This is a genomic window from Bacillus sp. FSL K6-0994 (assembly GCF_038630815.1).
In the GTDB taxonomy this organism is placed as follows: Bacteria; Bacillota; Bacilli; order Bacillales; family Bacillaceae; genus Bacillus; species Bacillus safensis.
In genome coordinates this window covers 1480043-1494529 of sequence record NZ_CP152043.1, presented here as the reverse complement: position 1 = coordinate 1494529, position 14487 = coordinate 1480043, and the positions used below count along the sequence as shown (strand labels likewise).

Genomic DNA, 14487 nt, shown 5'->3' with positions numbered 1-14487 from the left:
CCTGCCTTTCTGCTCTACTTGACTAAAGATACAATCTTTTCTGCCCCGTCAGCCATAGACTCAGCAGAAGTGATATTTAAGCCTGAATCACTCAGGATTTTCTTCCCTAATTCAACGTTTGTTCCTTCAAGACGTACAACAAGTGGTAATGTTAAGCCGACCTGTTTCGTCGCTTCAACAACACCTTCTGCAATCACATCACATTTCATGATGCCGCCAAAAATGTTCACGAAAATCCCTTTGACATTTTGATCAGATAAGATGATTTTAAATGCTTCCGTTACTTTTTCAGCTGTTGCACCGCCGCCAACATCTAGGAAGTTTGCAGGGTCCCCGCCGTAATGCTTGATGATATCCATTGTAGACATCGCAAGTCCTGCTCCATTGACCATACAGCCAATATTTCCATCTAAAGAAATGTAGCTTAAGTCATATTTAGATGCTTCAATTTCTTTTGGATCCTCTTCATCAAGGTCACGGTATTCTAATATATCTTTTTGTCTATATAAGGCATTGCTATCAAAGTTTAATTTTGCATCAAGTGCCATGACTTTTCCATCGCCTGTTACAACAAGTGGATTAATCTCAGCAATTGAACAATCTTTTTCAATAAACGCATTGTAAAGGCTTGTCATAAACTTAACAGCTTGGCCAACTAATTTTGTTGGAATATTAATTTTAAATGCTACTTCTCTCGCCTGATAGCCTTGCAGGCCAATCGCTGGGTCGATGACCACTTTGACGATTTTTTCTGGCGTTTTTTCTGCTACTTCTTCAATTTCAGTACCGCCTTCTTCAGATGCCATCAATACAATTCTTGATGTCGCTCTGTCCAAAACTAGTCCAACATAGTATTCCTTTTGAATATCGCAGCCTTCTTCAATAAGTAAGCGTTTTATTTCGCGCCCTTCAGGCCCTGTTTGATGTGTGACAAGTGTCTTGCCGAGCAATTCCTCTGCAAACCCTTTCACTTCATCTTTCGTTTTTGCAATTTTTACCCCGCCTGCTTTACCACGGCCGCCTGCATGAATCTGTGCTTTTACGACATATACAGAGCTCCCTAGCTCTTCTGATGCTTTCACTGCTTCATCAGGTGTAAATGCTACTTTACCATTTGGAACTGAAACCCCATATTTTCTTAGGATTTCTTTTCCTTGGTACTCATGGATATTCATTTCCCATCCTCCCAACATATGTAGAAACAAAAATTATAAAATAGACTGCGCTTTCATTTTAAAGAATAAAAAAGAGAATGTCTAGGGTTCTATGTAAAATCGTAAAATCCTTCTAAACATTCAAACTTTTATTTTATTAAAAATATAAATTTTTCAGCCAAATCGCTTTTTTTACCTTATTTTTTCATTTTTTGATCTAATCTGTAGATAAACGAAAAAATTTCTGCTACAGTATCGTATAACGCTTCGGGGATCTCCTCATCTAATGTTAAGTGGCGCATGAGTTCGACTAAATTACGGTCTTCCTGGATTGGGACTCCCGACTTTTTTGCTTCTTCAATAATATGATCTGCCACATAGCCGCTGCCTGTTGCAACGACTTTTGGCGCTTTTTGTTTTTCTTCATCGTAATGCAGAGCGACCGCTCTTCTAAGCGGTTTTGAATCCTTCATACTCGTAAGTCCAGCCCTTTCTCGCTGATTTTATGAAAGTGTTCATCTAGAAATTGAGACGGATCTACTGGCTCTTGTCTCTTTTTCGCTGTAATTCCCGTTAAACTGTATCCTAGAGCATTTAAATTCTCCCGAACAGCCGGAATCATAGGATTAATGGTTCCTTGCAGTTCATGGGCTGTCTCGACAGTAATGGACATGACCTTTTGCTGAATCGTACAGTCTATTAAGGTTTCTTCAAGGTTTTCCATGTTTAGATAAAACATCAGGCGGCACTGAGAAATATCAATAGAGCCATCTTTTTTCTTATGTCCCTTTAGTATAAAGGTTAAATCTTGAACACTATGTTTTGAGAAAAGAGGATAGGAAACCATCATTTGACTGACGGTTTGGTTCTCCTGCTGCACAAATAACTGCCCATTCAATCTATGAAATAATTGATCCACTTCTTTTTTAATGGGCTCTGGTAAATCCGCCTGCTTCACATCATTCAGCACAAGCTTTAATTGGTGCAGCTCCTGACTTTTGACATCCTGGCTGCCTTTTTCGAGCAGTTTCAGCATACCGATTTCATCACGTACACCAATTGCCTTTTTCATCGTCATAAGTAAATCGAGCACATCAGTTTTATTGCTTAATGTTGGTTCAGTCTGCTGCACCACCTGGGCCAAAGCTTTTGCCTCTCTTTTTGACAGGAAGGGAAACTCTTTTTGAAGCACAGCTCCTTTTGCGTCAGGCTGAGATCCTGCCTGCTGGAGTCCTTGAAGCAATGCTGTGAGCTGTTTTAAGTTAGGCTCTTGCTGCCCGTCTGCACCTTGTTTCATCAAGCTTGTCAGTATCCGCTCAATTTGCTGAAGCGGAATTTGCAGCGCTGTTGGACTTGTTGACTGCTGCTGCACGTTTGTCTGAAGAACTTGGGACGGCTGACGCTCTTGAACAATTGAGGCAAGACTATTTTCTTTTTGCTGAGACGGATTGAGCGGAGTCGTTATTGGTGAATTGCCGTCTTGCTTCGCCACGCCTTCTCTCGCTGCTAGAAGGACCGATAAGAGCTTTTCTGCATGGACGGCTGTCTCTGCATCTACAACTGACCGAACGGCTTGTATAAGGGTCTGTGTGGCATCTGTGTGCTTCGGAAGCTGTGTTAATTGATTTAATAGCGCTGTTATATCCTGGTGAAGGGCAGAGGATGATTTTACGGCTAAAATAGATTGAAGCACCCCTTGCTGGATCGGTAAATCTTTCTTTAAAGCAAAGAGAAGTGCCTGGAGCCCTTTCTTCACATCAGCTCCTTGAAGCTGTTCGATCCACTTCACTGCCGTTTTTAACTCTCCTTCGTTGATGACCGGCTTTTCCTTTAAAAAAGCTGTAGCCGTCAGCATGTTTTCAATCCCATTTTTCAGTGAGAGACCTTCTAATAGTTTGGCTGCTGCATCCTTTAATGTCTTAGGATCTTGATCAAATTGCTGAACGGGTCTTAGTTTATTGAGGCTGCCTCCACCCTCTTGTACAAATTGGAACCAATAAAACACGTCTGCTTTAAGCTGAGCCGCCAGCTGTGCTTTTATTTTCGTTGAGCCTATTTGAACAAGGGCTGTATCATCTCCAAGCATTTTTAGTACCTTGCCGAGAATCAGCCGATGAACATTATCCTTCCCTTCGGTGTTTAATGGAACCGATTCGGCCGTATTCAGCCGGCTATTCAGTGCTGTATGTATGTCCTCAACTCTTGTCATCACAGGCAGCCTCCTTAGATTAAAATTTATGATATAACAGATTTCACCGGCGCAAACGATAATCGGTGGATTGGGGTAGCACCATGTGTTTGAATCGCAGCCAGGTGCTCTTTCGTTCCGTACCCTTTATGTTTTTCAAATTGATACTCAGGATATTTACGCCCGTACTCTTCCATCATCTGATCCCTTGTCACCTTCGCAATACATGCACCTGCTGCAATGGATGCACTTTTTGCATCTCCTTTGATGATATTCTCTTGGTGGGTAGAAAGCGGGAGTGTCATGGCATCTATGAGTAGATAATCAGGTGTATGAGTTAACTGCTCTACAGCTCTTACCATCGCCAGTCTTGATGCTTCATAAATATTGATTTGATCGATCGTAGCCGCATCAACAATGCCGATTCCGATATCAAGTGCTTCTTTTTGAATTAAATCATAATAAGCCAATCTTTTTTTCTCAGATAATTGCTTTGAGTCGTTTAAACCGAGCAGGACTGTCTCTTCCTTTAATATAACGGCTGCTGCCACAACTGGGCCGGCAAGCGGTCCTCTTCCTGCTTCATCTATTCCAGCAATACATGTGTATCCCTGCGCCTTTGCTTTGTTTTCAAATTGCAGCATGTCATGCCATGCTGCGTGAAGTGCTTGCTGCTTTTCTCTCTCTTTGCGCCATTTTTCTATCAGTTTTTGGACACTTTTTCTCGTATCATCTTTCACAAGCTCGCGAATGTATGACTCGTCGCCTGCATGCTTTTCTATTAGTTCTTTTATTTGCTTCACCGTGTACATAGGCTTTTTCGCAGCCTCCTTCTTTATATCGGCAGTTTTTCGCAAAAAATAAAGACCCGCATGAGCTGCGTGTCTTTTAGCTTTCAGGCTTCTCAAATGTGAGGGGACCAAATTTTTCTGTTCGAATATCCCGAATAATGATTTCGGTGGTTTTGTCATAGTTTATGAATCCCCCGCTCATTAGACAGCCGCGCTTAGTGCCAATTGCATCAAACAGCTCAACCGTATCTTCAGGTATCTCCGCTAGGTCATAGCGTTTTTTTAATCGCTCCGGGTAATTCTCTTCTAGAAAACGAAGTGCATACACAGCGACATCCTGTAAGTTGATGATCGAATCTTTGATCGCTCCAGTCACCGCAAGCCTGAGTCCTACCTGCTCATCTTCAAACTTTGGCCAGAGGATTCCAGGGGTATCAAGCAGTTCTAGTTCTTTCCCTACCTTCACCCATTGCTGTGATGTCGTAATACCAGGCCGGTCTCCTGTTTTGGCAATGTTCTTTTTTGCTAAACGATTGATTAAGGTCGATTTGCCGACGTTGGGAATCCCGATAATCAGTGCTCGAATGGCACGTGGTTTGACGCCTTTTGCTTTCATGCGGTCGAATTTTTCTTTTAAAATTTCTTTTGAAGCCGTGATGATCTGATTTAACCCTTGTCCATCGACAGAGTTAATGGCAAGTGACCGAACGCCTTGCTGCTCAAAATGCGCCTGCCACTCCTTTGTCATACGAGGATCTGCTTTATCTGCTTTGTTTAAGAGCATGATTTTGGGTTTGTTTTGAAGGATTTCTTCGATCATTGGGTTTCTAGAGGACATCGGAATTCTTGCATCGGTTAATTCAAATACGATGTCGATGAGTTTTAATTTTTCTGTGACTTCACGTCTTGCTTTTGCCATATGGCCTGGAAACCATTGAATCGTCATATGTGCACCTTCTTTCTTCTACCTGTTATCTCTATACATTGTACAAAAAAAGAGCCTGTTACAGGTAACAAGCTCTTTCCTTTGATATCATTATCGTCTGATTTCTTTGATACGAGCCGCTTTACCGCGAAGTTCACGTAGGTAGTAAAGTTTCGCACGACGTACCTTACCGTGACGTACAACTTCGATCTTAGCGATTTTTGGTGTGTGTACAGGGAATGTACGCTCAACGCCTACACCGTAAGAGATCTTACGAACTGTGAAAGTTTCGCTGATTCCACCACCACGACGCTTAATTACAACACCTTCAAAGATCTGGATACGCTCACGAGTACCCTCGACAACTTTAACATGTACACGTAAAGTGTCACCAGGACGGAACGCAGGAAGATCAGTGCGTAATTGTTCTTTTGTGATTTCTTCAATCAAATGTTGCATCGTTTTCAACTCCTTCCAACAGATGCTCATGTCCTCTTTCTTCATTGCAGCGGAACATCGTTTTCAAACTTGGATCAGCAAGCCGTCCAAGTCACAAGTAGTATCATATCATACCTCTATGCCGTGTGCAATACAATCTAGTCATTATGAAGCTGCCAAAGCCATCTTTTTTCTTCATCCGTTAATGTTTTGCAAGAATCGATCAAATCTGGCCGTCTTGTATAGGTTCGCTTCAAGGATTCTTTGCGCCGCCACTCTTCAATTTTGGCATGATTTCCAGAGAGGAGCACATCCGGCACTTTTAGTCCTTTATAATCCGCCGGCCTTGTATAGTGCGGGTGCTCAAGCAGACCTGTACTGAATGAATCTTCGATGTGAGACGCTTCTTTTCCAAGCACATGAGGCAAAAGCCTGACCACACTGTCTGCAATCATCATCGCTGGCAGCTCTCCGCCTGTGAGGACGAAATCTCCGATTGAGATCTCATCTGTGACAAGATGCTCCCTGATGCGCTCATCGTAGCCTTCATAGTGGCCGCAAATGAACATAAGATGCTCTTCTTTTGCAAGTTCTTCTGCTTTCTTTTGTGTATATCTTTCCCCTTGAGGACAGACAAGAATGATTCGGGGTTTCGTGCTTGCTTTCTTCGTTAAATCTTCTACCGCATCAAAGACGGGCTGCGCTTTCAGTACCATACCAGCACCGCCGCCATACGGATAGTCATCCACTGTTTTATGCTTATGATCCGAATACTCTCTAAAATTGACGACTTGAAATGAGACAGCTTCTTTCTCCTGTGCTTTTTTTAAGATCGATGAGTGAAGCACACCTTCGAACATTTCAGGAAAAAGGGTTAAGAAATCGATTTTCATTCGTCAATAAGTCCTTCCATCACTTCAATGTGTACGGTTTTGGATGAGATATCGATCTTTTTGACGACAGATGGTATATATGGAATGAGGGCATCTTTTTTGCCTTTTCTTCCAACCACCCACACATCATTTGCCCCTGGCGTAAGGATTTCTTTGATTTGGCCGATCAGCTTGTCCTCTTCATCGTATACTTCACAGCCGATGATTTGGTGGAAATAAAATTCTCCTTCGTCTAATGACCCAAGATGTTCTTTTTCTACCTTTAAGATTGATTCTTTCAAATGCTCTGCTTCATTTAATGAGTTGATTTCTTCAAATGTGAGCAAATCAAACTGTTTGTGCTGGCGATGCGATGCGACAGTCACTTTCAGCGGCTCGCTTTGACCTTGCTTAAAAATATAGAGGACGCTTCCCTTTTTGTAGCGCTCTTCTGGGAAATCCGTCTTTGACACGACGCGTACTTCTCCGCGCACTCCGTGTGTATTGACGATCTTTCCCACATTCAACCATTCTAGCTCCATGTTCTCAATCACCCCTGACGTATTTCCACAATGGTGCCGTCTTTCACGACGATGACATTATCTTGCATCTTGTCATCCCATTTATCACCTATTTTTACTTCAACCAGTGCATCCACTTCTGTTTCTTTCATTTCACTTCCAAGCGGCAAAATATGCAGCTGCTCTACTTGAAAATCAATTTGCCGGATCTTCTCTTGCCTTTTATCGATCGCTTTTTGAAATTGAGGGATGGCTTCTTGCTGATGTGGTTCTTTTTCATGTTTTTTTAGTTGAAAATATAGTTGATTGCATTCACGTTCTAGTCTTTCTTTTTTCTCCAAAAAAGTCGTTAACAGTTTGTCCTTACTGCTTTCAGTTAATACTTGCATCACGGTGACATGTTGAATGATCTGCATCTTCCTTTTTGTCCCCCTATCCGAAGGCATTTGTCCTCTACAGTATAACGAAAAATAGATTTAAACGTGTAAAAAAAGGGGAGGTCCTAAGCCCTCTCCCTTTTTAGTCAGCAATCTCAAGTTGAACTTTCTTAGAAGACTCTGCACTTGCTGCAAAAATGACTGTTCGTATCGCTTTTGCTGTACGTCCCTGCTTTCCGATCACTTTTCCGGTATCTTCAGCATTGACAGACAGTGTGTAAATCACCTGCTCATCTTTTTCTAATGAAGATACGTGAATATCTTCAGGGAAATCAACAAGTGGCTCGACGATGGACACAATCAATTCTTCCAAGGACAGCTCATTCATTATTTGCTGTTTTTCGCATTATGAAATTTTTCAAGAATTCCTTGGCTTGAGAAAAGATTGCGAACTGTATCAGATGGTTTCGCACCATTTTGAAGCCATTTAAGCGCTAATTCTTCGTTGATTTTCACCTCAGCTGGTGATACCACTGGGTTGTAAGTTCCAACTGTTTCAATGAAACGACCGTCACGTGGTGAACGAGAATCTGCTACAACAATACGATAGAAAGGAGATTTTTTTGCTCCCATACGTTTTAAACGAATTTTTACTGCCATTTTACTAGCACCTCCGAAAATATTTCAACAAGATAGTATATTAACAATGATAAAAGGGTTTGTAAAGTGTTTTTTCTTAACAACGGTTTTATCATGTATAACCAATTACATAAATGGTAATTTAAAGCCCTTTTTCTTTCCTTTGGACATGTTGGTCATTTGCTTCATCATCTTTTTCATTTCATCAAATTGCTTTAAAAGGCGATTGACTTCCTGTACAGATGTTCCGCTTCCTTTTGCAATCCGTTTTCTTCGGCTTGCATTGATGACCTCTGGCTGTTCTTTTTCCTCGGTCGTCATTGATTTAATGATCGCTTCGATATGATTGAGCTGCTTTTCGTCTACTTGGACGTTTTTGAGCCCTTTCATTTTACCGGCTCCCGGCATCATTTGGATCAGTTCATCAAGTGGACCCATATTCCGAACTTGGCCAAGCTGCTCGAGGAAATCATCGAGCGTGAAGCTCATTGTCCGCATTTTTTGCTCAAGCTCTTTCGCTTTATCTTGGTCGACGTTTGCCTGTGCTTTTTCAATCAGCGTGAGCACATCTCCCATGCCAAGAATTCTTGATGCCATCCGCTCCGGATGGAATGGTTCAATCGCATCAAGCTTTTCTCCTAGCGCAGCGAATTTAATCGGCGTGTTGGTGACAGCTCGAATAGAAAGTGCTGCACCGCCTCTTGTATCACCGTCTAGTTTTGTTAGAACGACACCTGTTAAACCAAGCTGTTCATTAAAGCTTTTCGCGACATTGACCGCATCTTGACCTGTCATAGAGTCAACAACTAGGAAAATTTCTTCTGGATTTGCTACTTCTTTTACTTGCTGAAGTTCATCCATTAATTCTTCATCGATATGAAGACGTCCTGCTGTATCTAAAATGACATAATCATGGTGTTCTTCTTTCGCTTTTTCAATTGCCTGTTTGGCAATTTCGACAGGGCTGACTTGATCACCTAATGAAAACACCGGCATATCAAGCTGTTTCCCAAGCGTTTGAAGCTGCTGGATCGCTGCTGGTCGGTAAATATCAGCAGCTACCATCATCGGCTTGCGATTATGTTTTTTGCGAAGTAAATTGGCAAGCTTCCCTGTTGTGGTTGTTTTACCTGCCCCTTGAAGACCAACCATCATAATGACTGTTGGAGATTTTTTCGCTACAGCGATCTTACTCTCTTCTCCGCCCATTAATTCAGTGAGTTCTTCTTTTACAACTTTAATGACCTGCTGTCCAGGGGTAAGGCTTTTCATGACCTCTTGTCCAACTGCCCGCTCACTTACTTTTTTCACAAAGTCTTTGACTACTTTAAAATTGACGTCAGCTTCAAGAAGGGCAAGGCGTACCTCGCGCATCATTTCTTTTACATCTTGTTCTGACACTTTTCCTTTGCCGCGGATTTTTGAAATCGTCTGCTGCAGTCGGTCGGCTAATCCTTCAAATGCCATACTGTGCCGCCTCCTAATCTAATTTCTCAAGCGATTCAATTAAAGCTTCTGCTTCTTCTGTTTGCGCAGAATCAGCTACAAGCTCTCTCATTTTTTTGAGAAGTTCTTTACGCTCTTTAAATTTCTTAAACAAGAGCAGCTTTTCTTCATATTGTTCAAGCATCGCTTCAGTCCGTTTAATATTATCATAAACAGCCTGCCTTGATACTTCATATTCATCCGCAATTTCACCGAGGGAAAAATCGTCTAGGTAGTAAAGCGACATGTAGCTCTTTTGCTTTGCGGTCAACAACGATTGATAGAAGTCAAACAAGTAATTCATTCTCGTTGTTTTTTCAAGCGTCATGGGCTCTCTCCCCTTTGTTAAGTTCATTCCCTTTACATCAACTAAGTTTACACGGTTCTCTTCTGTGTGTCAAGTTTTTATCTTGTCACTTCATGATGCTACGCATAAATAAAATGCCAGCAGATTTGCCGGCATTTTTTTGTTAGTCTTGTTGATCAATTACGTCTGAAAATAATCCATACACATACGATTCTGCATCAAACTCTTGCAGATCGTCCACCTTTTCACCTAAACCGACAAGCTTCACGGGAATGTTCAGCTCATTTCGAATCGCAAGAACAATTCCGCCTTTTGCAGTACCGTCAAGCTTTGTTAAAGCAATCCCTGTCACATTTGTCGCTTTAGAAAATTCCTTAGCTTGTGCCATTGCGTTTTGACCCGTTGTCGCATCAAGAGCGAGCAATACTTCATGAGGTGCATCTGGAACCTCGCGTTCAATGACTCTCTTGACCTTCTCCAGTTCTTTCATCAAGTTGACTTTGTTTTGAAGTCTTCCTGCTGTATCGCAGATGAGGACATCCGCATTTTTCGCTTTTGCTGATTGAACGGCATCATAGATCACCGCTGCTGGATCAGAGCCTGCCGTTTGTTTGACGACAGGAACACCTGAACGTTCTCCCCACACTTCAAGCTGCTCGATGGCACCGGCACGGAACGTATCACCTGCTGCTAAAATGACGGATTTCCCTTCATTTTTCAGCTTGTTTGCAAGCTTGCCGATAGTCGTTGTTTTTCCAACACCGTTGACGCCTACAAATAAAATGATATTCAAACACCCGTCTTCAATGTTCAGAGCAGAGATTTGTTCCTCTCCGCTATTGTAGATGTCAACCAGTTTTTCAGAAATGACCGCTTGTACTTCGCTTGGGTCTTGAATGTTTCTTAATTTCACTTCTTTTTTCAGCTCATCAATCAGTTCCATCACAGTTGTGAAACCGACATCAGCGCCGATCAGAACCTCTTCCAGCTCTTCAAAAAAGTCTTCGTCGACTTTGCGGTAGCGGGAAATCAGTTCATTTACTTTTCCTTGGAAGGAGTTTCTCGTTTTTTCGAGTCCATCTTTAAACTTTTCTGATACTGAATCGGTTTGCTGCGTAAATTTTTCTTTTAATTTCTTAAAAAAGCTCATTGGTTCAAAAACCTCCTTTAATTACTGGACAAGCTCTTTCGTTTCTTCTAGTTTGACAGATACAAGCTTAGAAACACCTGATTCCTGCATGGTCACGCCGTAAAGCACATCGGCTTCTTCCATTGTTCCCTTGCGGTGCGTAATGACAATGAACTGTGTTTCCTGGCTGTATTTCTTTAAATATTGCGCAAAACGGAAAACATTTGCTTCATCAAGCGCCGCTTCTACCTCATCTAACACGCAGAATGGAACAGGTCTCACTTTTAAGATAGAGAATAGTAAAGCGATCGCTGTTAAGGCTCTCTCTCCGCCTGAAAGAAGGCTTAAGTTTTGCAGTTTTTTCCCTGGCGGCTGCGCGACAATATCAACGCCAGAGTTGAGTAAATCATTTGGATCTGTCAGTTTAAGATCTGCTCTTCCGCCGCCAAATAATGCTTGGAAAACAGATTCAAAGTGACCGCGGATTTGAGAGAATGTCTCAGAGAAACGCTTTGTCATCTCTTGATCCATTTCTTCGATGACTTGGAATAATGTATTTTTCGCTTCTGTCAGATCATTTCGCTGTTCTGTTAAGAAGAGATAGCGTTCATTCACACGTTCATACTCGTCAATGCTGCCTAAGTTTACTGTTCCAAGCTCTTCAATGGCTAGTTTGATCAGCTTCACTCGTTTTCTTGCTTCATCTGGCGATAACGTCAACTGATACATCTCTTTTGCTCCTTCAAATGAAAGAGCATATTCATCGTTCAAATAAGCGATCAGGTTATCGAGCTCGACTTCCATACGGCCAAGCTTAATCTCTTCATCTTTTAAGCTTGTGGTGAGCTGCTTATACAAACGTTTTTGTTCTTTAAGCTCACGTTCAGCAAATTCTAATGTTTCAGAAAGAGCGAGACGCTGCTTACGGCGCTCTGAAATGAGTGCGGTTGTTTTGTTTTTGTTTTCCAGCTTCTCTTTCGCCGCTTCTTCCAGTTGTTCGGCTCCGCTTGAACTAGATGACATTTCACTTGTTAAGAGTGACAAATCTTCTTTTGTTTCCATCAGCGTCTGTTCAGCTTCTTCTAATTCAGCCATTAAGCTCGAAAGCTTTTCTTGTTCATTCGCTAAGGACTGCTCTTTTTTGGCAAGCGAGATTTTCAGCTCAGTTAATTCAGCAGAAATGGTTTCTTTCGTTGAGCTTTGCGTCTGCTTACGCTTTGTTAATGTATTGATTTCTTGATCAAGAGCCGTCAGTTTCTCACCTATAGAGACTTCAAGAGCGACCTGCTTTTTGTCCTTCTCCGCGAGTTCAGTAGAACGCTGCTGCAATTCTTCTTTTTCTTGATCATAAAGTTCAAGATGAGCATTGATATTTTTTTCTGCAACTTGCAGTTCGTATAGCTTCCCTTTGAGATCTTGCTGCTTTTCACGAAGCGTTTCGCCGCGCTGACGCAGTTCGTTTAATTGGCTTTCGTTTGCTCCGATCAATTGCTTCGTTTCTTTTGTTTCCTTTTCAAGGATCGTTGTTTTCTCTTCCATTTCAACGAGCTGCTTTGTTAACGTTTCGATCTCCCGGTTTCTTGAAAGAAGAGAGTTGTTCTTTTTCTTTACGCCGCCACCGGTCATTGAACCGCCGGGGTTTACGACATCTCCATCAAGAGTCACGATGCGGTAACGATGTCCAAGCATTTTCGCCAGTTCATTGGCGCCTTTTAAGTCTCTAACGATCAGCACAGTTCCAAGCAAATTCTGAATCACCTTTTGATACTTTTCGTCAAAGGAAACGAGGTGACTCGCTATGCCGATAAATGCAGCATGCTGCTCTGCTGTTTGAACATCTCTGAGCTGAATGGTTCTTTCTTTGATCACGTTCATTGGCAGGAAGGTTGCACGTCCAAAGGAATGCTGCTTTAAGTATCCAATCGCTTGTCTCGCAGCTGCTTCATTTTCTGTAACGACGTGCTGCGTGGCTGCACCCAGCGCAATTTCAATCGCTGTCTCATACTGCTGATCCGTTTGAATCAGCTCTGCAATGGCACCATGAATACCGCCTAACCGTTCTTTTGCCTTTAAGACTTCTTTCACTCCTTGGAAAAAGCCTGAGAAGTCTTCCTGCATGGATTCAAGCATTTCTTTTTTGGATTTTGCCTGCTGTACGTATTGATAGGCTTGGTAAAGAGCCGTTTCTTTTTTCTCGTATTGACGTTTCATTTGCTCAAGCTTTTGTTCTGCTTCTCTAAAGCGTTTTACTTGAGCTAGAATGTCTTCTTCCAGTGCTGAAAGCTGCTGCTCAGCTTCTGTTTTCTTTTCTTTAACAGACACTCGTTCTTCGATATGTTTTTGGTTATTTTGCGTCAGCCGCTCTAGCTGCATGGCAGCTTGGCGCTGCTGTTCTTCTAGTAATTTACGTTCATTACGGATGGAAGCCTGTTCATTGAGCAGATCAAAATAATCGCTTTTCAGCTGTTCAATTTGACCTTCCACATCTTCACTATGAAGCGACAGTTGATGCTGCTTTGTGTTCACTTCATCTTTTAGCTGCTGCACTTCTTTTTGCAGGCTGTCACGCGTGATTTTCTGCTGCTCAATCTTTTCGGTTAACAGCGCTTGCTTTTCAGTTAAACGAACGAGCGTTTCCTCAAGCTGTCCTTGGTTTGCGGCCGCATTTTTTTTCCGCTCTTTTAGCACTTCTTTTTTTCCTTCAAGCTTTTCTAATTCCTCACTTGTGAAAAGAAGAACTTCTTGGAGGTCATTAATTGATTCGTCAAGCGCTTGAATGCGGTCTCTCGACTCTTCAATTTTGGCTTCTTTTGCTTGGATATCTGTAGACTGCTTCATTTCATCTTGTTTGAAGCGCTCGACTGCTTCACCAAGTGTTGTCCATTTTTCATGAAGTGCTTCGATGTCATGGACAGTTAAGGCAATTTCCACATTTTCAAGCTCTTCTTTTTTTTGCAAATAGTCCTTTGCAATGGATGCTTGCATTCTTAATGGTTCTACTTGATCTTCTAGTTCATGCAGAATATCTTCTACTCGGTTTAAGTTGTCCTGCGTTTCAAACAGTTTATTCTCGGCTTTTTTCTTTCTTGTTTTATATTTCAAAACGCCAGCCGCTTCTTCAAAGATGCTTCTTCTCTCTTCTGCCTTACTTGATAGAATTTCCTCTACCTTTCCTTGGCTGATGATGGAAAAAGCTTCCTTTCCAAGACCTGAATCCATGAAAAGATCAATAATATCCTTTAAGCGGACAGATTGATTGTTTATGAGAAATTCACTTTCTCCTGAACGATAAACCCTTCTTGTCACACTGACTTCGTGAAAATCGATCGGTAAAAAGTGATCTTCGTTATCTAATGTTAAAGTCACCTCTGCTAGATTGACTCTTTTTCTTGAGTCACTTCCTGCAAAAATGATATCTTCCATTTTTCCTCCGCGGAGGCTTTTCGCTGATTGTTCTCCAAGTACCCAGCGGATAGCATCGGTAATATTACTTTTGCCGCTCCCGTTTGGTCCAACCACAGCTGTGACCCCTTTAACAAAGTCCACGGTCACTCGCTGTGCAAATGATTTGAATCCTATCACGTCTAAACGTTTGAGGAACATGAGAGTGATCCTCCTTATGTATTTAAAGTACTATCATCTTACCATATGAAGTGAAAAA

General features: G+C 41.9%; 15 protein-coding genes. All 15 read right to left on the bottom strand.

What is annotated here, in order from left to right:
- Positions 1-14: 14 nt before the first annotated feature.
- Complete coding sequence (sucC, locus tag MHB69_RS07645) at positions 15-1175, bottom strand: ADP-forming succinate--CoA ligase subunit beta (protein ID WP_024426972.1); 1161 nt, start codon at positions 1173-1175, stop codon at positions 15-17.
- Positions 1176-1351: 176 nt separating this feature from the next.
- The gene (locus MHB69_RS07640) at positions 1352-1627 is read right to left on the bottom strand and encodes a FlhB-like flagellar biosynthesis protein (RefSeq protein WP_003211418.1); all 276 of its coding nucleotides are present in this window, start codon (positions 1625-1627) and stop codon (positions 1352-1354) included.
- Complete coding sequence (locus MHB69_RS07635; RefSeq protein WP_342496127.1) at positions 1624-3363, bottom strand: glycosyltransferase; 1740 nt, start codon at positions 3361-3363, stop codon at positions 1624-1626. Before MHB69_RS07635 ends, MHB69_RS07640 begins: the two co-directional genes overlap by 4 nt.
- A 26-nt stretch (positions 3364-3389) precedes the next feature.
- A complete protein-coding gene (locus tag MHB69_RS07630) occupies positions 3390-4154 on the bottom strand; it encodes a ribonuclease HII (RefSeq protein WP_211042774.1) in 765 nt (254 codons plus the stop codon).
- Positions 4155-4230: 76 nt separating this feature from the next.
- Positions 4231-5079 carry a ribosome biogenesis GTPase YlqF gene (gene ylqF, locus MHB69_RS07625; RefSeq protein ID WP_034281765.1) on the bottom strand — a complete coding sequence of 283 codons (849 nt, stop codon included), beginning with the start codon at positions 5077-5079 and terminating at the stop codon, positions 4231-4233.
- A 90-nt stretch (positions 5080-5169) separates the two neighbouring features.
- On the bottom strand, positions 5170-5517 hold the full coding sequence (gene rplS, locus MHB69_RS07620) for a 50S ribosomal protein L19 (RefSeq protein WP_008354510.1): 348 nt from the start codon (positions 5515-5517) through the stop codon (positions 5170-5172).
- 137 nt (positions 5518-5654) lie between these two features.
- On the bottom strand, positions 5655-6389 hold the full coding sequence (gene trmD / locus MHB69_RS07615; RefSeq protein ID WP_024424189.1) for a tRNA (guanosine(37)-N1)-methyltransferase TrmD: 735 nt from the start codon (positions 6387-6389) through the stop codon (positions 5655-5657).
- Positions 6386-6910, bottom strand: coding sequence for a ribosome maturation factor RimM (gene rimM / locus MHB69_RS07610; RefSeq protein ID WP_024424190.1), 525 nt, complete (start codon positions 6908-6910; stop codon positions 6386-6388). Before rimM ends, trmD begins: the two co-directional genes overlap by 4 nt.
- An 8-nt stretch (positions 6911-6918) precedes the next feature.
- The gene (locus tag MHB69_RS07605) at positions 6919-7305 is read right to left on the bottom strand and encodes a YlqD family protein (RefSeq protein WP_024424191.1); all 387 of its coding nucleotides are present in this window, start codon (positions 7303-7305) and stop codon (positions 6919-6921) included.
- Positions 7306-7408: 103 nt separating this feature from the next.
- The gene (locus tag MHB69_RS07600; protein WP_024424192.1) at positions 7409-7654 is read right to left on the bottom strand and encodes a KH domain-containing protein; all 246 of its coding nucleotides are present in this window, start codon (positions 7652-7654) and stop codon (positions 7409-7411) included.
- Positions 7654-7926 (bottom strand): 30S ribosomal protein S16, encoded by a 273-nt coding sequence (rpsP, locus tag MHB69_RS07595; protein WP_008344841.1) that lies wholly within the window; start codon positions 7924-7926, stop codon positions 7654-7656. Before rpsP ends, MHB69_RS07600 begins: the two co-directional genes overlap by 1 nt.
- A gap of 105 nt (positions 7927-8031) precedes the next feature.
- Positions 8032-9372 carry a signal recognition particle protein gene (gene ffh, locus MHB69_RS07590; protein WP_034281763.1) on the bottom strand — a complete coding sequence of 447 codons (1341 nt, stop codon included), beginning with the start codon at positions 9370-9372 and terminating at the stop codon, positions 8032-8034.
- Between the two features lie 13 nt (positions 9373-9385).
- Positions 9386-9718 (bottom strand): putative DNA-binding protein, encoded by a 333-nt coding sequence (locus MHB69_RS07585; RefSeq protein ID WP_012009935.1) that lies wholly within the window; start codon positions 9716-9718, stop codon positions 9386-9388.
- Positions 9719-9860: 142 nt separating this feature from the next.
- Positions 9861-10847: a signal recognition particle-docking protein FtsY gene (gene ftsY, locus MHB69_RS07580; RefSeq protein ID WP_342496126.1), complete on the bottom strand. Its 987-nt coding sequence runs from the start codon at positions 10845-10847 to the stop codon at positions 9861-9863.
- A 21-nt stretch (positions 10848-10868) separates the two neighbouring features.
- Positions 10869-14429 carry a chromosome segregation protein SMC gene (smc, locus tag MHB69_RS07575; RefSeq protein WP_268480796.1) on the bottom strand — a complete coding sequence of 1187 codons (3561 nt, stop codon included), beginning with the start codon at positions 14427-14429 and terminating at the stop codon, positions 10869-10871.
- Positions 14430-14487 lie beyond the last annotated feature (58 nt).

Bases quoted from the DNA above. Each gene is read 5' to 3' on its own strand.
- sucC (WP_024426972.1), bottom strand. From the start codon at position 1,175: ATGAATATCCATGAGTACCAAGGAAAAGAAATCCTAAGAAAATATGGG.
- MHB69_RS07640 (WP_003211418.1), bottom strand. From the start codon at position 1,627: ATGAAGGATTCAAAACCGCTTAGAAGAGCGGTCGCTCTGCATTACGAT.
- MHB69_RS07635 (WP_342496127.1), bottom strand. From the start codon at position 3,363: ATGACAAGAGTTGAGGACATACATACAGCACTGAATAGCCGGCTGAAT.
- MHB69_RS07630 (WP_211042774.1), bottom strand. From the start codon at position 4,154: ATGTACACGGTGAAGCAAATAAAAGAACTAATAGAAAAGCATGCAGGC.
- ylqF (WP_034281765.1), bottom strand. From the start codon at position 5,079: ATGACGATTCAATGGTTTCCAGGCCATATGGCAAAAGCAAGACGTGAA.
- rplS (WP_008354510.1), bottom strand. From the start codon at position 5,517: ATGCAACATTTGATTGAAGAAATCACAAAAGAACAATTACGCACTGAT.
- trmD (WP_024424189.1), bottom strand. From the start codon at position 6,389: ATGAAAATCGATTTCTTAACCCTTTTTCCTGAAATGTTCGAAGGTGTG.
- rimM (WP_024424190.1), bottom strand. From the start codon at position 6,910: ATGGAGCTAGAATGGTTGAATGTGGGAAAGATCGTCAATACACACGGA.
- MHB69_RS07605 (WP_024424191.1), bottom strand. From the start codon at position 7,305: ATGCAGATCATTCAACATGTCACCGTGATGCAAGTATTAACTGAAAGC.
- MHB69_RS07600 (WP_024424192.1), bottom strand. From the start codon at position 7,654: ATGAATGAGCTGTCCTTGGAAGAATTGATTGTGTCCATCGTCGAGCCA.
- rpsP (WP_008344841.1), bottom strand. From the start codon at position 7,926: ATGGCAGTAAAAATTCGTTTAAAACGTATGGGAGCAAAAAAATCTCCT.
- ffh (WP_034281763.1), bottom strand. From the start codon at position 9,372: ATGGCATTTGAAGGATTAGCCGACCGACTGCAGCAGACGATTTCAAAA.
- MHB69_RS07585 (WP_012009935.1), bottom strand. From the start codon at position 9,718: ATGACGCTTGAAAAAACAACGAGAATGAATTACTTGTTTGACTTCTAT.
- ftsY (WP_342496126.1), bottom strand. From the start codon at position 10,847: ATGAGCTTTTTTAAGAAATTAAAAGAAAAATTTACGCAGCAAACCGAT.
- smc (WP_268480796.1), bottom strand. From the start codon at position 14,429: ATGTTCCTCAAACGTTTAGACGTGATAGGATTCAAATCATTTGCACAG.